This is a genomic window from Kutzneria sp. NPDC051319 (genome assembly GCF_040682195.1).
Classification (GTDB): Bacteria; Actinomycetota; Actinomycetes; order Mycobacteriales; family Pseudonocardiaceae; genus Kutzneria.
Genome location: NZ_JBFBAM010000024.1, coordinates 51,090 through 71,385 on the forward strand (window position 1 = coordinate 51,090; position 20,296 = coordinate 71,385).

The following is a 20,296-nucleotide window of genomic DNA, read 5'->3' on the forward strand; positions in this document are numbered from 1 at the left end:
ACCCTCTCACCGACTATGCAGATCAATCGGCAAGTTACTGACGTCACGGTCGGCCGGTCAACGATCCTCGCTGGATTGGCCCAGTGTTTTTCTCCCCGAACACAGCGACTCCCCAGCCTCTGGGAGGCTGGGGAGTCGCTCGTCTTCAGCGCGAACTAATCGGGTTACCAAGCGTGCAACTAGTGTCGTATAGGTGGGGTGCTCGGCGTCCGGCGTCCCGGTACGCAGCCCCCAGACGACATGCCTCCCGCGGCGTGCTGTGCGTGGGTGCCCGACGTTCGCGCACGGAGATCTTCCGGGGTGGACGGGGCTTCTCCTCCGCTCCGTCCCTGGCCGACTCGATGTCCGCACTTCCTTTGTAGTGGGTGACGGCGGCCACATCAAGGGCACGGTCGGGTGCACCGGTCAAGTGGCGCTGCGTGACCGATCAGGATGACCGCACAGATCTTGACCTGCGCCGATGCCCTTTTCGGGTGGAGTTCAGGCTCGACGGCGGCGGCGAATGCCGTACCAGGCGACGCCGGCGGCCGCGACCGCGCCCAGACTCACCGCGGTGACCGCGACGGCGGTGCCCGACGGGGTGGGGATGCGGGCCCGCAGCGACACCGGGTCGGAGAAGGTCAGCACCGGCCAGCCCTGCTGGGCGGCGGCCTTGCGCAGCGCCCGATCCGGGTTGACGGCGGTCGGGTGGCCGACCACGGCCAGCATCGGCTCGTCGGTCGCGGAGTCGGAGTAGGCGTGGCAGTCGGCGAGGTCGTAGCCGTTGGCCGCGGCCAGCTGCTTGATCGCGACGGCCTTGTTCTCGGCGTAGCAGTAGAAGTCGACCTCGCCGGTGTAGCGGCCGTCGGCCACCACCATGCGCGTGGCCAGGCTCTGCGTGGCGCCGAGCATGTCGGCGATCGGCGCGACGATCTCCTGGCCGGAGGCTGAGACCACCACCACGTCGTGACCTGCGGCACGGTGGTCGGCGATCAACTGGGTGGCTTCCTTGTAGACCAGCGGGTCCACGATGTCGTGCAGCGTCTCCTCGACGATGGCCCGCACCTGGCCGACGTCCCAGCCCGCGCACAGCGCGGTGATGTGCTGGCGCATCCGCTCGATCTGGTCCGCGTCGGCGCCCGACTGCATGAACACGAACTGGGCGTATGCGCTCTTGAGCACCGCTCGGCGGTTGATCAGGCCGCCCTGGAAGAAGGGGCGGCTGAAGGCCAGCAGACTCGACTTCGCGATGACGGTCTTGTCCAGGTCGAAAAAGGCCGCCACACGAGCGCCGGTGCTGGGATCCACGGCGCCAGCATAGGTGTCGTCGCGAAAATATGGCGTGTCTGTTGCAGGGATGGGAAGCGCGAGAGGCCTTCGGGGGGATACAGTAGTGAGGTCCGGCCACAGATCCGGACGTGTTCAGTCCAACCCCCCGGGACTGAACCTAGGCGACCCCCGTCCCTCCCCCCTGACGGGGGTCGTCCCATATCTTCGTCCGGTTCCGTGTCGCCGGTTCCGTGTCCTCTGGCCTCCGGCCGGCAGCCCGGGTATCGCCCGCTCCAGTATGGCCACCAGGTCCGACGATTTCGGCCGCAGAGATCAACATCGGCCGAGTTGTCCACAGCCCCCGAGTTGTCCACATGTGGATCTCCGACGACCCCTCGCCGCCCGCCGCCCGGGCGAGTCTGGTTCCGCGGCGCACATCCGCGCCGCAGGACGAGGACGGGGGAGAACGTGGACCGAGCACGGCCGCTGGCCCTGGTCGACAACGACGACCTGCTCGACGACCTGCTCAGAGTCGCCGCGGCTGCCGGCTGCGAGGTGGAACGGGCGGCGGATGTCTCTGCCGTCCGCGCCGGCTGGGCCCACGCGCCGATGGTGGTGCTGGACGAACACGGCGCGCAGCGATGCGGCGAGGTCGGCCTGCCACGCAGACCGGGCGTGGTGCTGCTCGCCGCCGGGACGCCGCCGCCCGTGATGTTCGAGCACGGCGTGACCGTTGGCGCGGAACGAGTCGTCGGCCTGCCGGACGCGGAATCGTGGCTGGCCGGGGCGATCGCCGACGCCGTGGCCGGTCCGGCCAAGGACACCGGGCGCATCATGGCCGTGATCGGCGGACGAGGAGGCGCGGGCGCTTCCGTTTTCGCTGCGGCCGTCGGCTATGCGGCGCTGCGCCGAAGTCGCCGAGTGCTGCTCGTCGACTGCGACCCGATGGCCGGCGGGCTCGATCTCGTCCTCGGCGCGGAGCGGATGGACGGGCTGCGATGGCCCGAGCTGAAGCTCAGCGCCGGCCGGGTCGCCGCATCCTCGCTGCACACCGCACTGCCCGGCAGTGAACGCGGGCAGTCCCGGCTCACGATCCTGTCCTGCGACCGCGGCAACGTCGACCTCGATCCGCAGGCCGTGGCCACGGTGGTCACCTCGGCCAAGCGCAGCGGGGAACTGGTCATCTGTGACCTGCCACGACATCCGACCGAGCCGTCCAACGTCGTGCTGGACCGGGCCGACCTGATCGTCGTCGTGATGCCCGCCGAGTTCCGGGCCTGCGCCGCCGCGCGTCGCCTGGTCGAGCGCTTCATCGAGGAAGGACGGGAAGCCCAGCTCGTGGTGCGTGGGCCGGCCCCCGGCGGCCTGCGGGCCGACGAGGTCGCCAGCACCGTCGGCCTGAACCTGTTGACCGGCATGCCGGCCGAGCCCGGCCTGGCCATGTCGCTCGAAGCCGGCCGTCCGCCGGCCCGGCCGCGCGGCCCGCTGGCCGACGCCGCCGACCTGGCGGTCGAGGTCCTGTGCGGGGTGCCCGATGCGGCGTGACCTCGTAGAACGCGTGCGAGACCGCATCGCCACCATCGGCGGCGGCGTCACCGACGCCGAGATGGCCGATGCCTTCCGGGCCGAAACCGGCGGCGTGGCCAGCGATCTTGACACCCTCGGCGCCGTTCGTGAGCTGCGGCAGGAGTTCTCCGGTCTGGGGCAGCTCGCGCCCCTGCTCCGTGATCCCGGCGTGAGCGACGTGCTCGTCACCGGGCCCGACCGGGTGTGGATCGACGGTCCCGACGGCCTTCGCCTCACCTCTGTCACCTTTCGCGACGACGACGCCGTGCGACAACTGGCTCAGCGCCTGGCGCTGGCCGCCGGCCGACGCCTCGATGACGCCCAACCTTTCGTGGATGCCTGGATTTCCAGCGGCATTCGGCTGCACGCCATGCTCGCGCCCATCGCCGCCGACGGCACCAGCCTGTCGCTACGGGTCCTGCGCTCCGCCGGCCATGACCTTTCCGCCCTCCGTGACCTCGGCCTGTTCGACGCCGCCGCCGAGGAGCTGCTGATCCGGATCGTTCGAGCCCGCCTCGCCTTCCTCGTCATCGGGGCCACCGGCTCCGGCAAGACCACCTTGCTCGGCGCCCTGCTCGGCCAGGTGCCCGCCGGCGAACGCGTCGTCTGCGTCGAGGACGCCGGCGAGCTCCACCCCGACCATCCCCAGGTCGTCCGTCTCGTCTCCCGTCCGCCCAACGTCGAAGGAGCCGGCGAGGTCACCTCCCGTGAACTCGTTCGGCAGGCGCTGCGCATGCGCCCCGACCGCATCGTCGTCGGTGAGGTTCGCGGGGCCGAGGTGTGCGAGCTGCTCGCGGCCCTGAACACCGGCCACGACGGCGGCGCCTGCACCCTGCACGCCAATTCCGCCGCCGAGGTCCCCGCTCGTATGGAGGCCCTCGCCGCCCTCGGCGGCGTCTCGCGCGCCGCCTTGCACAGCCAGTTGGCCGCCGCCATCCGCGTTGTCCTCCACCTCAAACGCTCCTCCGACGGCAGCCGCCGCCTCGTCGAGATCGGCGTGCTCACTCGCGATGACGACGAGGTCGTGGTCCGCACTGCCTGGCGCGCCGGCCATCCCACCGAGGCGTGGCCGCTGCTCGCCGACCTCCTGGCCGAACGGGGCTTCCCATGCTGAGCCTGTCCGTCGCCCTGCTGGCCGTTGCCGTCCTGGTCTGGCCAGTCCGGCATGCCCCACGTCGACTACGAGCGCTGATGCCCGCAGCTCGCCCGACCAGGCGTCGTTGGCGCCTGCCTAGGCCGACCAACACCATGCTGGCCGTTGTCGGCGCTGTCGTCGGGTGGTGCGTGCTGGGCCCGGGCGGCGCGGTCGCCAATGCCGTGCTGTGCACGACTTGTTGGCGGCGTTGGCATTCGCGTCGCAGGCTTCGGCTCCGGACCCAGGCCGCGGAGGGCATGGTCGGCGCCCTCGGTGCCATGGTGGCCGAACTTCGCGTGGGCGCCCACCCGGCGACCGCCGCCGAACGTGCCGCCATCGACGCCGATCCATTGGCGGCCAGGGCAATGAGCACCGTGGCCAACACCGCTCGCCTCGGCGGTGACGTCGATCGGGCGTTGGTCCGCAGCGCCTCCACCGAACCTTCCCTCGCCGGCGTCCTCGGCCAGGTCGGCCGCGCTTGGCGCCTCGCCGCCCGCCACGGGCTCCCACTCGCCGAAGTCCTCGACTCCGTACGCCGCGACCTCGACCAACGCCTCCAATTCACCCGCCAAGTTCACGCCCGCATGGCCGGCCCCCGCGCCAGCGCCGCCGTCCTGGCCGCCCTGCCCGAACTCGGCGTCCTGCTGGGCGAGGCCATCGACGCCCACCCCTTGCACGTCCTCTCCGACACCCCCGTCGGCCAGCTCCTCCTCACCGTCGGCGCCCTCCTCATCTGCGCCGGCGTCATCTGGAGCGCCAAGCTGACCGACCACGCGGTGACGCCATGACCACCACTCACCCCCGCTTCCGTTACCCCAGCCCGGGTTCGGCCCCCCACCGCCCACCGGCAGCCGCGCACTTCGTACACACCCCCGTCACCACTCCACGCCTCTCCACTCCCCTCGCCACTCTCTCTGCCACAGTTCGTGCCCTTCGCCGCCACCTCGTTCCTCGGCACACACTTCCCCAAGGCCGACATCACGCCCCCACCTCACCGACCTCGCCGCCGCCCACATCCCCGGCCTCGGCCATCGCGGCCCTTAACGCGCACAGTCGCTCCGGCCGCCGCCATCGCCGGCCGTCCGTGTATGCCGTGATGCTGGATTCCGTATGCACCGCAGCGGCCGTCGTAATGGGGCGGCAGCGGCTGGTGGGGCGACTGAGCTTGGTGGGCCGCCAGTGATCGGGTACGCGCTGTCCTCCTTCCTCTTCTCTCTTGCGCTGCTGGTGCTGCCCGGTCCGATGACCGCTCGCGTTCGGCTGGCGATGGTGTTCGGGCCGCCCGGGCCGGCCACCCGGCGCGGCCCGAGGGTTCCGGCCGAGTGGCTGCCGGTGTTGACCGGCATTGCCGGTGGAGCACTGGCGGGAGTGGTGTTCGGCTGGGTGCCCGCGCTGGTTGTGTCGGCGGCGGCGTTCCTCTGGTGCCGCCGGGCGGTGCGGCGGGGGCCGCCGCCCCCGGATCCCTTACGCCTGGCCGCGACGTGGGATCTGCTCGCGGCATGCCTGCGGGCGGGGCTGCCCGTGCCGACGGCGATCCGGGCCGTGGCCGCGGATGCGCCGCCGGGGTGCGCCGAGGTGTTGCTCCGCACGGCCGAGCTGCTGGCGCTGGGATCGGACCCGGTGCAGGCGTGGGCTCCGGCGCTGGCCGAGCCGGCGACGGAGGCGTTGGCGAGGGGTGCTCGCCGCAGCGCCCGTTCCGGCACCGCCCTGGCCGAGATGGCCGACGGCCTGGCGCAGCGGATCAGAGCGGAGTCGGCCGACACGGCCGAGGCCCGCGCGCAACGGGCGGCGGTCCTGATCACCGGGCCGCTCGGACTGTGTTTCCTACCGGCGTTCCTCTGCCTGGGCATCGCGCCCGTGGTGCTCGGACTGGCCGGACAACTGCTCATCAGTTGGTGACATCACCAGGAGGAACGATGCGGGCCTTGCTGCGCCGGATCCGTGTACTGCTCGCTTCCGACGATGGTTCGGCCACCTTCGAGTACGCCATGGTCGCGTTCGTCGCCGTCGCACTCGGGGGCGTGCTGCTCATGATCGTGAAAGGGCCCGAGGTGGCCGCCGCCGTCAAGCATCTGATCGATCGTGCCCTCTCGTTTCAGTAGCGACCGGGGTTCGGTCACCGTGGAGGCCGCCATCGCCATCTGCAGCCTGGCTGTGATGCTCGTGCTGGGTCTGTCGGCCATCACTGCCGTGGTCGCCGCCATGCGCTCCGTCGACACCGCCGCCGTGGTCGCCCGTCTCGTCGCCCGCGGCGACCGTGCTCGTGCCACGGAAGCCGCCCGGCAACTCGGCCCCGCCGACGCCGACGTGTCGATCACCGTCAACGGTGACGAAGTCAGCGTGACCGTCACCGCCCGGTCCGTGCCGCTGCTGCCCGGACTCCGCCCTTCGGGCACGGCCTACGCAGTACTCGAACCAGGGGTGAGTGGATGACCGGTCAACGGCAACGCGGTCGCCGTGCTGCCGGCGTGAGCGGATGTGGTCCGCCCAGCTGGGGCGAGCGGCTGCGGGACGACCGGGGATCGGCGACGGTTCTGGTGGCCGGGATGGCCGTGGCGCTGATGGTGGTCACGCTGCTCGGGCTCCAGGTCGGAGGCGCCGTGCTGACCCGACATCGGGTCGAGGCGGCGGCCGACCAGGCGGCGCTGGCGGCGGCCGGTCAGGTGCTGGCCGGAGCGGACCGGGCGTGCGAGCGGGCGCGGTGGGCCGCCGACCGGATGTCGGTCACGACGACCGCTTGTCGCGTCGTCGGATGGGAGGCGTATGTGGAGGTGACCGCTCGACTGCCGGGATGGGCGGTGTTGTCGGGCACGGCCAACGCCCATGCCCGTGCAGGTCCGGCTGAAGTGCCTGGTGGCTGATGGCCGGCAATGACACGACGAGCGGTCGCTGAGCATCGGTGAGTGGTGTCACACCCGGTTGGCCGCGTGTCGTCACTCTTCGACGCCGTCCGTCATCGCGAGATGGGCTGCCGTCCACCGTTCAGCCCATCCCTGTTCGACACATCACTCGCCGTGCGTCAGCTACCAGTGGTCGACGCGGGGTTACGGAGGCGGCACCCGGTGCCGTTGAGTGTGTTGTGGGCGCCGACACGGTGCCTGACAGTCAAGGAGGCGACAGAAGATGGATTGGTCGGATAGCTGGCGCGGCGCGTTCCGCATCGAGCTGCGTGCTGAGGCCATGGGCCTCGCGTGGCGCGGCTGGCCGGTGCTGCCGGGCACCTATCCGACGGGCTCGCAGTGGGCGGGCAGGGACGGCGTCGAGGAGACCGGCCCGATGCCGGTGCACCGTGACTGGCAGGACCGGATCGGCACCAAGCCGGAGCAGGTCGCCGCGTGGTGGACCGGTCGTCGGTACAGCCTGCTGGTCGCCACCGGTCACGTGGTGGACGCCATCGAGGTGGACGCCGAGCTGGGCCGTCGCGTGGCGAGTGTGCTGCGCACGACCGGCGTGCCGGTGCCGATCGCCGCTACCCCTGCCGGCAAGTGGATGTTCCTGGTCAACTCGGGCCAGGAGCTGTCGGCCGAACTCGCCGGACGCGGCGATGTCGTGCTGCACGGCCTGGACAGCTGGATCCCCTTGCCCCCCACGCCCTTCCAGCACGGTGTCGTGCACTGGAGGGTCAAGCCCGAGGTCTGCGGTTGGTCGCTGCCGGATTCCCAGGTCGTGCAGGAGGCCCTCGTCGAGGCCACCCGACCGGATCACGGCGCCGAGCTGCTGGGCGCCTCCGCCCAGCGCCTCGTGGCGGCCGACTCCTTCTGATCGCCCTGCCGGCTGCGTCGGGCCCCGTGACGTCCTCCCGCGACTAACCCCGAGCGCGGGACCCGACGCAGCCACCGCACCAACCCTGCCCGACCGTCCGCTCGCCGTTCCCGTTCGTGGGCGAGGCCGACGCGGGACAGGTGCAAGGCCGAACACCGACACCGGAAGATCGCCTCCCGGAAGCGACCGGGACCGGGGCCACACCCGCCGGCCCCCGAGGGCGACCGCCGCGCCGGACACCACCGCCTCCCAGGTGTCCGCGAGCGCCACGCGGTCGGCACACCACCCTCGACGGTCGCTCACACAACGCGGTAGCAGGCGATGGTCGGAGGTTCGGCAGTAACGAGTGCGCCGTGGGTGCCGGGTCCAGACCGACACCCACGGCGCATTCGGCTGTTCAGCCTCCAGACCAGAGCCTTCCTCGATATCCCGACACCGTCTCAGCAGACTGGTGAGAGCGCTCTCACTGGTGATTGTGTGAGGGTGGGCGCACTTATGGGACCGCTCTCATCGGATCGGGCTGGATCGGACCGGGCGTGGATCGGACTGGGGGTCGATCGAACCGGGCGTGGATCGGACTGGGCGTGGATCGGACTGAGCGTGGATCGGACCGGGGGTCGATCGGACCGGGGGTCGATCGGGACGGCGTGGATCGGACCGGGGGGCCATCGGACCGGGCGTGGATCGGGCCGGGGTGGATCGGGCCGGACCAAGTTGGACTGGATCGGGTTCGACAACATCGGGTTGGACAAGATCGGACAGACCGGACCGGACCGGACCGGATCGAGCGGACCGGACCGGACCGGATCGAGCGGACCGGACCGGACCGGGTCGAGCGAGCCTGCGGGGCGAGCGGGTTTGGCTGGGATAGGCGGATCGCGGTGATTCGGGTGTCGGGTCGGGGTTCTACGTCGCGGCGATGGCGTTGAGGACGGCGGTGAGGACAGCCACCGCGCCCTCCTTGTCCAGGGGCTCGTTGCCGTTGCCGCACTTGGGGGACTGGACGCAGGAGGGGCAGCCCATCAGGCACTCGCAGGAGGCGATGGCCTCGCGGGTGGCGGTGAGCCAGGGGACGAGGGCGGCGTGGCCGCGGTCGGCGAAGCCGGCGCCGCCGGGGTGGCCGTCGTGGACGAAGACGGTGGCCTCGCCGGTGTCGGCGTGCATGGCGGTGGACACGCCGCCGATGTCCCAACGGTCGCAGGTGGCGAACAGGGGCAGCAGACCGATGGCGGCATGCTCGGCGGCGTGGAGGGAGCCGGGGACGCGGGGGGCGGGGATGCCGGCCGCTTCCAGCAGGTCCTGGCTGACGGTGTACCAGACGGCGCGGGTGCGCAGGGTCTGCTCGGGCAGGTCGAGGGGCACCTGGTCGATGACGCGGCCGGAGGGGAGTTTGCGCAGGTAGCCGACGACCTGGGAGGTCACGTCGACCTCGCCGAGGCACAGGTCGACGCCGTCGAAGCGGTCCTTCTGGGCGGTGCGGACGACGGAGATGTCGACGACGTTGCGGGGCTGGGTGGTCCACTCGGGGTCCTCGGCATGGACCAACGCGAGGCTGTCCTCCAACAGGAGGTCGTCGACGACGTACGAGGTGCCCTGGTGCAGGTACAGCGCCCCGGGATGGACCTGCCAGGTGGCGGAGCCGGGGTCGACGGTGCCGAGCATGCGGCCGGAATCGCCCTCGACGACGGCGATCTGCTCGCCGCCGGAGCCACGGATGTCGACGCCGGCGTGGGGGCGCTCGCGGGAGGTCCAGTACCAGCCGTTGGGGCGCCGCCGGAGTAGGCCGTCGCGAACGAGGTCGTCGACGATCTCCCGGGCGACGGCGCCGCCGAGGGTGGTGATGCAGTCGGCGGTGAGGGGCAGCTCGGCGGCGGCGCAGGCGAGTTGCGGGGCCAGCACGTAGGGGTTCACGGGATCGAGCACGGTGGCCTCGACGGGCTTGTCGAGCACGGCGGCGGGATGGTGCACGAGGTAGGTGTCCAGCGGATCGTCCCTGGCCACGAACACGACGAGCGATCCGTCGCCGGTGCGGCCGGCCCGGCCGGCCTGCTGCCAGAAGGAGGCCAGCGTTCCGGGATAGCCGGCGACGACGACGGCGTCGAGCCCGGCGATGTCGACGCCGAGCTCAAGGGCGTTGGTGGTGGCGACGCCGAGGAGTCGGCCGTCGGACAGGGATCGCTCCAGGGCCCGACGCTCCTCGGGCAGGAAGCCGGCACGGTAGGCCGCGACGCGGCCGGGCAGGTCGTCGTCGACCTCGGCCAGGATGCGGCGGGCGGTCAGGGCGGTGAGCTCGGCGCCGCGGCGGGAGCGGACGAAGGCGAGGGTGCGGGCCTTCTCGATGACGAGGTCGGCCAGGATCCGGGCGGCCTCGGTGCCGGCGGCGCGGCGGATGGGGGCGCCGTTCTCGCCGGCGAGCTCCTCCAGCAGCGGCGGTTCCCACAGGGCGACGGTCCGCTCGCCCCGGGGTGAGGCGTCCTCGTCGATGGCCTCGAAGGTGAGGCCGCAGAGCCGCTCGGCGGAGCCGGCGGGGTCGGCGACGGTGGCGGAGGCCAGCACGAACACGGGCGAGGACCCGTACTTGGCGGCGACCCGGCGCAGCCGGCGCATGAGCAGGGCGACGTGCGAGCCGAAGACGCCCCGGTACGAGTGGCACTCGTCGATGACGACGTAGGTCAGCCGGCGGAAGAAGGTCGACCAGCGGGCGTGGTTGGGCAGCACGCCCCGGTGCAGCATGTCGGGGTTGGTGAACACCCAGCGGGAGTGGGCCCGAACCCAGTCCCGCTCGACCATGGGGGTGTCGCCGTCGAACGAGGCGGGGCGCACGTCGTCGACGCCGAGGGACCGCACGGATCGGAGTTGGTCGGCCCCGAGCGCCTTGGTCGGGGACAGATACAGCGCGGTCGCCCGTGGATCTTCAGCCAGACGGCTCAGCACCGGCAGTTGGTACCCGAGCGACTTCCCGGACGCGGTCCCTGTGGCGAGGACCACATGTTTTCCCGACCAGGCGAGCTCGGCGGCCCGCGCCTGGTGCGTCCAGGGCCGGTCGACGCCGCCGGCGCGCAGCGCGCTGACCAGCTGTTGATCGACCCAGCCCGGCCAGTCGGCGTGCCGTCCGCGCCGTTCGGGCTGGTCGGTGACGTGCGTCAGCGGCGACTCGCCCGCCGGCACTCCGGCCAGGACGCGCCGCAGCAATTCGCGACCACGCTCGGTTCCGCCCACAGCCCCGAGCTTCGCACACAGGTGCGACACCACTCGACCGGCCGAGCGGGCGTTCACGGAAGGTGTGGGGCGGCGCATCGCCACAGGCGGCGCAGACGCGTTCTGTATCGATTCACAGAGCCGTCCGAACATAACGGACTGTGAACGGAACGGGACTGATCGTCTGGCCGACTTGACCGACCAATAGACTCCGCCGGCATCGCACCCTTGTGTGAGGGTGCACACGCTGCGTCGGAGCCGACGCACGACATTGGCTCCTGGCGCTGACGGCTGTAACACGCATGACGTCACCAGGAGGACGGATGTCCCGGCTTCAACTCGCGGACGGCGCTCTAACGCTGTCCGGGGGTGACTACACCATCGTCGGTGTGGTCGCCGTGGTCGCCATCATCGCCCTGGCCATCGCGGTCGTGCTGCGCAAGGAGGTGCTGGCCGCTGGCCAGGGCACCCCGAAGATGCAGGACATCGCGAAGGCTGTTCAAGAGGGCGCCGCGGCCTATCTCAACCGGCAGTTCCGCACGCTGGCCATTTTTGTGGTCATCGTCTTCGTGCTGCTGTTCTTCCTTCCCGCGGACAGTACGGGCGAACGCATCGGCCGCTCTGTCTTCTTCATCATCGGCGCGCTGTTCTCGGCGGCCATCGGGTATCTCGGCATGTGGCTGTCGACCCGCGCGAACCTGCGCGTGGCCGCAGCCGCCAACGAGCCCGACGGCGGTCGCGAGAAGGCGATGCGCGTAGCTTTCCGCACCGGTGGTGTGGTCGGCATGAGCACCGTCGGCCTCGGCCTGCTCGGCGCCTCGGTCGTGGTGCTCGCCTACGCCGGCGAGGCCCCCAAGGTGTTGGAGGGCTTCGGCTTCGGCGCCGCCCTGCTCGCCATGTTCATGCGTGTCGGCGGCGGCATCTTCACCAAGGCCGCCGACGTGGGCGCCGACCTGGTCGGCAAGGTCGAGCAGAACATCCCCGAGGACGACCCGCGCAACGCCGCGACCATCGCCGACAACGTCGGCGACAACGTCGGCGACTGCGCCGGCATGGCGGCGGACCTGTTCGAGTCCTACTCCGTGATGCTGGTCGCCGCGCTGATCCTCGGCTCGCTGGCCTTCGGCACGCAGGGCCTGCTGTTCCCGCTCATCGTGCCGGCCATCGGCGTGCTGACCGCGGTCATCGGCGTCTACATCACCAAGGCCCGGCCGGGCGAGAACGGCCTGTCGGCGATCAACCGCTCGTTCTACATCTCCGCGGTGATCTCCGCGGTGCTGTGCACGATCGCGTCCTTCGCCTACCTGCCGAGCACCTTCGCCAAGCTCACCGGCGGCATCACCGACGGCGGCAACCCGGCGCTGATCGCGGCGGTCGCCGTGATCATCGGCATCGTGCTGGCGGCCATCATCCTGTGGCTGACCGGCTACTTCACCGGCACCGAGTACAAGCCGGTCAAGACGGTCGGCGAGACCTCGCTGACCGGCGCGGCCACGGTGATCCTGTCCGGCATCTCGGTCGGCTTCGAGTCCGCCGTCTACACCGCGATCGTCATCGCCGCGGCCGTGTACGGCGCCTTCCTGCTGTCGGGCTCCGTCGCCGTCGCGCTGTTCGCGGTGGCGCTGGCCGGCACCGGCCTGCTGACCACGGTGGGCGTCATCGTCGCGATGGACACCTTCGGTCCGGTCTCCGACAACGCGCAGGGCATCGCCGAGATGTCGGGCGAGGTCAGCGAGGACGGCGCGAAGATCCTGACCGAGCTGGACGCGGTCGGCAACACCACGAAGGCGATCACCAAGGGCATCGCGATCGCGACGGCCGTGCTGGCGGCGACCGCGCTGTTCGGCTCGTACGTCAACGGGGCCGGCCTGAACGTGGTGGCCGAGAACGTGAACGCGACGTTCGCGGTGTTCACCCCGAGCACCCTGGTCGGCCTGATCGTGGGCGCGGCCGTGGTGTTCATGTTCTCCGGTCTCGCGGTCAACGCGGTGACCAGGGCGGCCGGCGCGATCGTGTTCGAGGTGCGCCGTCAGTTCAAGGAGAACCCGGGCATCATGGACGGCAGCGTCCGCCCGGAGTACGGCCGCGTGGTGGACATCTGCACCCGCGACTCGCTGCGTGAGCTGGCGACCCCCGGTCTGCTGGCGATCCTGGCCCCGATCGCGGTGGGCTTCGGTCTCGGTGTCGGCCCGCTGGCCGGCTACCTGGCCGGCGCCATCGCCACCGGCACGCTGATGGCGGTGTTCCTCGCCAACTCCGGTGGCGCGTGGGACAACGCGAAGAAGCTGGTCGAGGACGGCAACCACGGCGGCAAGGGCTCCGACGCGCACGCCGCGACGGTCATCGGCGACACCGTCGGCGACCCGTTCAAGGACACCGCGGGCCCGGCCATCAACCCGCTGATGAAGGTGATGAACCTGGTGTCGGTGCTGATCGCGCCGGCCATCGTGGCGCTGAGCGCCGCGGGCCAGCCGCCGGCGATCCGTATCGCCATCGCGGTCGCGGCCGTCGCCGTCATCGTGGTCGCGGTGGTGATCTCCAAGCGCCGCTCGACGACGATCGCCGACGCGCCGGCGGAGACCGTGGCCAACGGCGTCAGCTGATTTACGGAACCAGTGCGGCCCGTTTCGGAGGGTATCCTCCGAAACGGGCCGTTTCGGCAGGGAATGTCCTCCAAGCAGGTGTCGGTCACTACTCCCGATGGGTGTCGGCGCTGTGTTATGTCACTCTGTCCGTCACGGTGTCACGTGGCATCGGCGTCCGACGGTGCATAGTGGCGGGCTGGGACACAGGTAGAAAAGAGAGCGGGACGGCGTGGCTGGATCGGCAAAGGCGAACAAGAGCGGTGCCGGGGCGAACGGGTCCGGCCACCGTCGGTTGGTGATCGTCGAGTCGCCTGCCAAGGCCCGTAAAATCGCCTCCTACCTGGGCAGCAACTTCGTCGTGGAGTCGTCGAAGGGCCACATCCGGGACCTGCCCCGCAAGGCGGCGGAGATCCCGGCCAAGTACAAGGGCGAGCCCTGGGCCAACCTCGCCGTGGACATCGAGCACGGCTTCGAGCCGGTCTACATCGTCACGCCGGACAAGAAGGCGACGGTGACCGAGCTCAAGGAGCTGCTCAAGGACGTCGACGAGCTCTATCTCGCGACAGACGGCGACCGCGAGGGCGAGGCCATCGCGTGGCACCTGCTGGAGACGCTCAAGCCCAAGGTGCCGGTCCGCCGGATGGTCTTCCACGAGATCACCGAGCCGGCCATCCTGGCCGCCGCCGCCAACCCCCGTGACCTGGACACCGACCTGGTCGAGGCCTACGAGACCCGGCGCATCCTGGACCGTCTCTACGGCTACGAGGTCTCGCCCGTGCTGTGGAAGAAGGTCATGCCGAAGCTCTCGGCGGGCCGGGTGCAGTCGGTGGCGACCAGGATCGTGGTGCAGCGGGAGCGCGAGCGGATCCGCTTCGTCACGGCCTCCTACTGGGACATCGGCGCGCAGCTCGACGCGGGCGCCGACGCCGACCCCCGCCAGTTCGCCGCCCGCATGGTGCAGGTGGACGGCGCCCGCCTGGCCACCGGCCGCGACTTCGGCCCGGACGGCAGGCTGAAGGGCTCCGGCGAGGTCAGGGTGCTGACCGAGGCCGAGGCCAGGAGCCTGGCCGCCGGCCTGACCAACGCCGCGCTCAAGGTCACCTCGGTCGAGGAGAAGCCGTACACCCGGCGGCCCTACGCGCCGTTCATGACGTCCACGCTCCAGCAGGAGGCCAGCCGCAAGCTGCGCTTCTCCGCGGACCGGACCATGAGCACGGCCCAGCGGCTGTACGAGAACGGCTACATCACCTATATGCGTACCGACTCGACCACGCTGTCGGAGTCGGCGGTGTCCGCGGCGCGGGCCCAGGCCACCCAGCTCTACGGGGCCCAGTACGTCTCGGCCCAGCCGCGGCAGTACACCCGCAAGGTCAAGAACGCGCAGGAGGCCCACGAGGCGATCCGCCCCGCCGGCGAGGTGTTCCGCACCCCCGGCGAGGTCGCCAAGGAGCTGGCCGCCGATGAGTTCCGCCTGTACGAGCTGATCTGGCAGCGGACCATCGCGTCGCAGATGAACGACGCCCGCGGCACCACGATGAGCGTGCGCATCGCCGGCACCTCGACCACGGGCGAGGAGTGCCTGTTCGCCGCCTCCGGCCGCACGATCACCTTCGCCGGCTTCCTCAAGGCCTACGTGGAGTCGATCGACTCCGAGGCCGGCGGCGAGGCCGACGACGCCGAGCGCCGGCTGCCGCAGCTGGTCAAGGACCAGGCGATCACCGCGGTGGAGCTGAGCCCGGACGGGCACACCACCAGCCCGCCGCCGCGCTACACCGACGCCAGCCTGATCAAGATGATGGAAGAGCTGGGCATCGGCCGGCCCTCCACGTACGCGACGATCATCAAGACGATCCAGGACCGCGGCTACGTCTGGAAGCGCGGCTCGGCGCTGATCCCGTCCTGGGTGGCGTTCGCCGTGATCGGCCTGCTTGAGCAGCACTTCGAGCGGCTGGTGGACTACGACTTCACCGCCGCCATGGAGGACGAGCTGGAGCGGATCGCCGCCGGCGACCAGCAGCGCACCAACTGGCTGAACGGCTTCTACTTCGGCGGCGAGATCGGCCCGGACGGCTCGGTCGGCCGCGGCGGCGGCCTGAAGAAGCTGATCGACGCCAGCGTCGAGGGCATCGACCCGCGCCAGATCAACTCGATCCCGATGTTCGCCGACGCCGACGGCCACACCGTGGTGGTCCGGGTCGGCCGCTTCGGGCCGTACCTGGAGCGCGAGGTCGACGGGGAGTCGCAGCGGGCCAACCTGCCCGACGGCATGCCGCCGGACGAGCTGACCCAGGAGGTGGCGGAGAAGCTGTTCGCCACCCCGATGGAGGGCCGCACGCTGGGCACCGACCCGGTGTCCGGTCACGAGATCGTGGCCAAGGACGGCCGTTTCGGCCCGTACGTGACCGAGGTGCTGCCCGAGGCGCCGGAGAGCACGAACGGCAAGAAGACGACGGCCCCCAAGCCGCGGACCGGCTCGCTGTTCAAGGACATGTCGCTGGACACGGTGACCCTGGACGACGCGCTCAAGTTGCTCTCGCTGCCGCGGGTCGTGGGCAACGACCCCGAGTCGGGGGCGGAGATCACCGCGCAGAACGGCCGCTACGGCCCGTACCTGAAGAAGGGCACGGACTCGCGGTCGCTGGCCACCGAGGACCAGCTGTTCACGGTCACGCTGGACGAGGCGCTGAAGATCTACGCGGAGCCGAAGAAGCGGGGCCGCCAGTCGGCCGCGTCGGCGCCGCCGCTCAAGGAGATGGGCAACGACCCGGTGTCGGGCAAGCCGATGGTGGTCAAGGACGGCCGGTTCGGCCCGTACGTCACCGACGGCGAGTACAACGCCTCGCTGCGCAAGAGCGACAGCGTCGAGGAGTTGACCGACGAGCGCGCGGCCGAGCTGCTGGCGGAGAAGCGGGCCAAGGGCCCGGCCCCCAAGAAGACGACCACGCGCAAGCCAGCGGAGAAGAAGCCGGCGGCCGAGAAGAAGACCACGGCGGCCAAGAAGCCGGCCGCCAAGAAGACCCCAGCCAAGACCAAGGGCTGAATCAACCAGGCCCCAGCCCCGGTTCACCACATGTGGACCACATTCGACGTCCGGCGTCGAATGTGGTCCACATGTGTCGTTGGGGGCGGGTGCAGGCGGTTTACGCTGGGGGCATGGCAGGCGAGTTCGGGCCGGACGGCACCCAGGCGTTGCCGGCGCTGCCGGTGTACCCGGATGCGCTGACCGGGCTCGTCGCGGCCGCCGCGGTCGATCCTTCGGGCTGGTCGGACGCCTTCGTCGACGCGCCGGACACCGTGGTGCCGCCGCCGGTGCCTCCGGTGCAGGTGGACCGCGACCTGGTGCGGGAGGCCGCGCGCCGCGAGCTGGCCCGGGATCGGACCCGCCGGGCCGCGCCGCCGTTCCGGCCGACCCCGCTGCCTCCGGCCCCTGGCCTCCAGCGCACGCGCACGGCCCCGACCATCGGGCTCCCGGCGGCGGGTGGCCTGCCGCCGGTGCCGGCCGCCGAGCAGGCGCAGCGCCGCAGCTCCACGGCCGGCTGCGTGGGCTGCGCGGTGGTGCTGCTGTTCTTCGCGTTGATGGCCGTCGTGGTGGTCGTGGGCCTGCAGCGATGAGACGTATCGCCGAGGTGATGGGCATCCCGGCGTTCCGCCGGCTCTGGACGTCCGCGTATCTGTGCTGCGTCGGGGACTGGCTGTCGCTGCTGGGGCTGTCCTCGCTGCTGGCGACGCTCACCGGATCGAGTGAATTCGCGTTGAGCGGGGTCGTCGCCACCCAGTTGTTGCCGGGGTTGCTGCTGGCCCCGCTGGCCGGGCACCTGGCCGACCGGTTCGACCGCCGCAAGGTCATGATCGCGACCGACTTGGTCCGCTGCGCGCTGTTCCTGTCCATCGCCGTCGTGGGCACGACGTGGTGGCTCCTGGCGGCGAACTTCCTGGTCGGCTGCTGCTCGATGCTGTGGATCCCGGCCAAGGACTCGGCGCTGCCGACCCTGCTGCACCGCCCGGACCAGGTGCAGACGGCCAGCCAGCTGACGCTGGTCACCACGTACGGCCTGGCCTTACTGACCGGCGCCGGCCTGTACTCCGTGATCACGGCGATCGCGCCGCATTCCGATGTGCACGTGATCGTGGTGATCAACGGCCTGCTCTACCTGAGCTCGGCCCTGGTGATCGCGACCCGGCTGCCGGAGGCGTCGGGCCGCTGGGTGGCACCGCCGAGCGGCGAGCCGGGCATGGCCCGCGACGGCCTGCGCTACGTGCGCGGCAGCCGGCTTGTGCGGGGTCTGGTGATCGGCATCGTCGGGGCGCTGACCGCGGGCGGCACCGTGATCGCCATCGCCCGCCCGTACGCCACCGAGCTGCGTGGCGGCGAGGCCGCGTTCGGCACGCTCGTGATCGCGATGTTCCTCGGCCTGGTGATCGGCGTGGTCGGCACGCCGAGGCTGCGGCTGCCGTTCGGCGTGGCGATCGTCGCCGCCGGCGTGCTGCTGCTGGCCGTCGCGGTCGCCCCGCACCTGTGGTTCGCGCTGGCCGCCGTCGGCGCGGTCGGGGCCTGCGCGGGCATCGCCTTCGTGACGGGGCTGACGCTGATCGGCGCGCAGGTGCCGGACGAGGTGCGCGGCCGGGTCAATGCTTTCGTGCAGGCGCTGGTCAAGGTGGTGTTGTTCGCCGCGACGACGATGGCGCCGGTGCTGGTCGACCTGGTCGGCGTGCGGCCGGCGCTGGTGGCCGCGGCCGTGATCGCGGCTTTGGCCGGGGTCTTCGCGCACCGGCAGCTGGCCGCGCGGCATCATGACAGGGTGACCGAGAAGGTGCAGGCATGACGGTGTGGGCCGACGTCGTCGGCCAGGCCCACGCGGTCGAGGTGCTCAGCACCGCCGCCGAGGCCGCGGCCGACCTGGTCGCCGGCCGACCGACCACGCCCGGCGCGATGACCCACGCGTGGCTGTTCACCGGCCCGCCCGGCTCCGGCCGGTCCACCGCCGCCCGGGCCTTCGCCGCCGCGCTCCAGTGCGAGGCCCCCGGCGGCCCGCGGGGCTGCGGCCAGTGCCAGGCCTGCCGCACGACCTTGCACGGCACGCACGCCGACGTGCGACTGGTCGTGCCGGAGGGGCTGTCCATCTCGGTGGCCGAGATGCGGGCTCTGGTCCAGGTCTCGGCCAAGCGACCCACCACCGGCCGCTGGCAGGTCGTGATCATCGAGGACGCCGACCGGTTGACCGAGGGCGCGGCCAACGCGCTGCTCAAGGCGGTGGAGGAGCCCCCGGACCGGACCGTGTTCCTGCTCTGCGCGCCCTCCGACCACCCGGACGACATCTCCGTGACGATCCGGTCGCGCTGCCGGGCCATCGGCCTGCGCACCCCGGCCACGGCGGCCATCGCCGAGGTGTTGGAGCACCGCGACGGCATCGAGCCGGCGACCGCGCAGTGGGCGGCGTCGGTCTGTGGCGGCCACATCGGCCGGGCCCGCCGGTTGGCCACTGATCCGGAGGCGCGGCAGCGGCGCGAGTCGGTGCTGGCGATTCCGTTGGGGCTGCGGCGTTTCGGCGACATCTTCAGCAGTGCCGACGCGCTCGTGAAGGCGGCCGAGGCCGACGCCGTCTCGGCCAACGAGGACCGCAACGTCGCCGAGACCGAGGCGTTGAAGACCGCGATGGGCGCCGGCGGCACCGGCAAGGGCACCGCCTCGGCCACCCGTGGCGCCGCGGGCGCGTTGAAGGATCTGGAGAAGCGGCAGAAGTCGCGAGCCACACGGACCCAGCGCGACTCGCTGGACCTGGCCCTGATCGACCTGATGGGCTTCTACCGGGACGTGCTCGTGACGAGGTCGAACGCGGATGTGCCGCTGATGCACCCCGACCGCGCCAACGACGTCTCCAACGCCGCCTCGATGTGGACGTCCGAGTCCACGCTGCGGCGGCTGGAGGCCGTGCTGGCGTGCCGGGATGCCTTGCAGCAGAACGTGAAACCCCGCTTCGCGGTCGAAGCGATGATCACCTCGATGTACGGCGGATAGCGGTCGCGAACCCGCTGGTGGTCGGCCGGCTCGGCGGCCGGCCGTAGCCCGCGGCGACGTCGCCCAGGTCGTGGCCGGTCGCCCGCCAGCCGTGCTCGTCCAGCCACTCCGGCACCGGCCGGCCGAGGCCGCCCTTCCAGTACTGGGCGTACTGGTTCATGGTCGAGGTCTTCGCCGCTTCCGCCTGCACGGCCCGGTCGCCGCGTTCGGACGAGAAGCGGCTGTCGGGCGCGGACAGTCCGGTCACGGTGGACAGCAGCCGGTCCGCCTCCTCCGGCGTGAGGTAGGCGAGCAGGCCCTCGGCCAGCCAGGCCGTCGGCCGCTCGGGGTCGAAACCCGCTGCGATCAAAGGTTTTTCCCATTCCTGGGCCAGGTCGGCCGGCACAACCGTGCGCTGGCAACGGGGTTCGGCGTCGGCGAGCACCTTGTCCTTGAACGCCAGCACTCCCGGCAGGTCCACCTCGAAGAGGCTGGTGCCGGACGGCCAGTCCAGCCGGTAGGCGCGGCTGTCCAGGCCGGCGCCGAGCAGCACCACCTGTGGGCAGCCGGCGTCGAGCAGGTAGTCGTCGTAGAAGCGGGTGCGGATGATCGCTTGCAGCGCGAACGCCAGCGCGATCGGTGTCCGCGTGCCGACCGGCACCAGGTCCGGCGCGGCCGCGCAGAACTTCGCGGCCCACGGGTCGTCGAACAGCCGGTCCGGGCGCTCGCTCTCGCCGGCCCGGACGCGGGCCACGCCCAACGCCGTCTTGCTCACCTCGTCCATGCCGTGCAGATTACATCGGTACC

General features: G+C 71.3%; 16 protein-coding genes. 13 read left to right on the plus strand and 3 right to left on the minus strand.

The window, feature by feature from the left end; all coding sequences use genetic code 11:
- Positions 1 to 480 precede the first annotated feature (480 nt).
- Positions 481 to 1,287: an HAD-IB family hydrolase gene (locus tag AB0M73_RS24090; protein ID WP_043720026.1), complete on the minus strand. Its 807-nt coding sequence runs from the start codon at positions 1,285 to 1,287 to the stop codon at positions 481 to 483.
- Between the two features lie 429 nt (positions 1,288 to 1,716).
- Here AB0M73_RS24090 and ssd point away from each other — a divergent pair, with 429 nt between their 5' ends.
- From ssd to AB0M73_RS24130, 8 genes are all read left to right on the plus strand, one after another.
- Positions 1,717 to 2,793: a septum site-determining protein Ssd gene (ssd, locus tag AB0M73_RS24095; RefSeq protein WP_043720023.1), complete on the plus strand. Its 1,077-nt coding sequence runs from the start codon at positions 1,717 to 1,719 to the stop codon at positions 2,791 to 2,793.
- Positions 2,783 to 3,928, plus strand: coding sequence for a TadA family conjugal transfer-associated ATPase (locus tag AB0M73_RS24100; protein ID WP_363894212.1), 1,146 nt, complete (start codon positions 2,783 to 2,785; stop codon positions 3,926 to 3,928). Before ssd ends, AB0M73_RS24100 begins: the two co-directional genes overlap by 11 nt.
- A gap of 77 nt (positions 3,929 to 4,005) precedes the next feature.
- Positions 4,006 to 4,737, plus strand: a complete 732-nt coding sequence (locus AB0M73_RS24105; RefSeq protein ID WP_363894214.1) for a type II secretion system F family protein — start codon at positions 4,006 to 4,008, stop codon at positions 4,735 to 4,737.
- A 391-nt stretch (positions 4,738 to 5,128) separates the two neighbouring features.
- Entirely contained in the window at positions 5,129 to 5,848 is a 720-nt protein-coding gene (locus AB0M73_RS24110; protein WP_363894217.1) for a type II secretion system F family protein, read from the plus strand.
- A gap of 17 nt (positions 5,849 to 5,865) precedes the next feature.
- Positions 5,866 to 6,051 carry a DUF4244 domain-containing protein gene (locus tag AB0M73_RS24115; protein WP_043720015.1) on the plus strand — a complete coding sequence of 62 codons (186 nt, stop codon included), beginning with the start codon at positions 5,866 to 5,868 and terminating at the stop codon, positions 6,049 to 6,051.
- A 19-nt stretch (positions 6,052 to 6,070) separates the two neighbouring features.
- Positions 6,071 to 6,382 (plus strand): TadE family type IV pilus minor pilin, encoded by a 312-nt coding sequence (locus AB0M73_RS24120; RefSeq protein ID WP_363894220.1) that lies wholly within the window; start codon positions 6,071 to 6,073, stop codon positions 6,380 to 6,382.
- A gap of 35 nt (positions 6,383 to 6,417) precedes the next feature.
- Positions 6,418 to 6,810 carry an Rv3654c family TadE-like protein gene (locus AB0M73_RS24125; protein ID WP_363894223.1) on the plus strand — a complete coding sequence of 131 codons (393 nt, stop codon included), beginning with the start codon at positions 6,418 to 6,420 and terminating at the stop codon, positions 6,808 to 6,810.
- Between the two features lie 262 nt (positions 6,811 to 7,072).
- Positions 7,073 to 7,711: a bifunctional DNA primase/polymerase gene (locus AB0M73_RS24130; protein WP_043720009.1), complete on the plus strand. Its 639-nt coding sequence runs from the start codon at positions 7,073 to 7,075 to the stop codon at positions 7,709 to 7,711.
- A gap of 906 nt (positions 7,712 to 8,617) precedes the next feature.
- On the opposite strand, the gene AB0M73_RS24135 is transcribed toward AB0M73_RS24130, so the two are convergent.
- Positions 8,618 to 10,930 (minus strand): DEAD/DEAH box helicase, encoded by a 2,313-nt coding sequence (locus AB0M73_RS24135; protein WP_363894226.1) that lies wholly within the window; start codon positions 10,928 to 10,930, stop codon positions 8,618 to 8,620.
- Between the two features lie 302 nt (positions 10,931 to 11,232).
- Here AB0M73_RS24135 and AB0M73_RS24140 point away from each other — a divergent pair, with 302 nt between their 5' ends.
- The 5 genes from AB0M73_RS24140 to AB0M73_RS24160 all read left to right on the plus strand — a co-directional run bounded on the left by AB0M73_RS24140 (position 11,233) and on the right by AB0M73_RS24160 (position 19,510).
- The gene (locus AB0M73_RS24140; protein ID WP_363894229.1) at positions 11,233 to 13,512 is read left to right on the plus strand and encodes a sodium-translocating pyrophosphatase; all 2,280 of its coding nucleotides are present in this window, start codon (positions 11,233 to 11,235) and stop codon (positions 13,510 to 13,512) included.
- Positions 13,513 to 13,723: 211 nt separating this feature from the next.
- Positions 13,724 to 16,534, plus strand: coding sequence for a type I DNA topoisomerase (gene topA, locus AB0M73_RS24145; protein WP_363894232.1), 2,811 nt, complete (start codon positions 13,724 to 13,726; stop codon positions 16,532 to 16,534).
- 113 nt (positions 16,535 to 16,647) lie between these two features.
- Complete coding sequence (locus AB0M73_RS24150) at positions 16,648 to 17,106, plus strand: hypothetical protein (protein ID WP_363894235.1); 459 nt, start codon at positions 16,648 to 16,650, stop codon at positions 17,104 to 17,106.
- Positions 17,103 to 18,317, plus strand: coding sequence for an MFS transporter (locus AB0M73_RS24155; protein ID WP_363894238.1), 1,215 nt, complete (start codon positions 17,103 to 17,105; stop codon positions 18,315 to 18,317). Before AB0M73_RS24150 ends, AB0M73_RS24155 begins: the two co-directional genes overlap by 4 nt.
- Positions 18,314 to 19,510, plus strand: a complete 1,197-nt coding sequence (locus AB0M73_RS24160; RefSeq protein WP_363894241.1) for a DNA polymerase III subunit delta' — start codon at positions 18,314 to 18,316, stop codon at positions 19,508 to 19,510. Before AB0M73_RS24155 ends, AB0M73_RS24160 begins: the two co-directional genes overlap by 4 nt.
- On the opposite strand, the gene AB0M73_RS24165 is transcribed toward AB0M73_RS24160, so the two are convergent.
- Positions 19,488 to 20,273, minus strand: coding sequence for a class I SAM-dependent methyltransferase (locus AB0M73_RS24165; RefSeq protein ID WP_363894243.1), 786 nt, complete (start codon positions 20,271 to 20,273; stop codon positions 19,488 to 19,490). The two genes, AB0M73_RS24160 and AB0M73_RS24165, sit on opposite strands and share 23 nt — an antisense overlap.
- Positions 20,274 to 20,296: the final 23 nt, after the last annotated feature.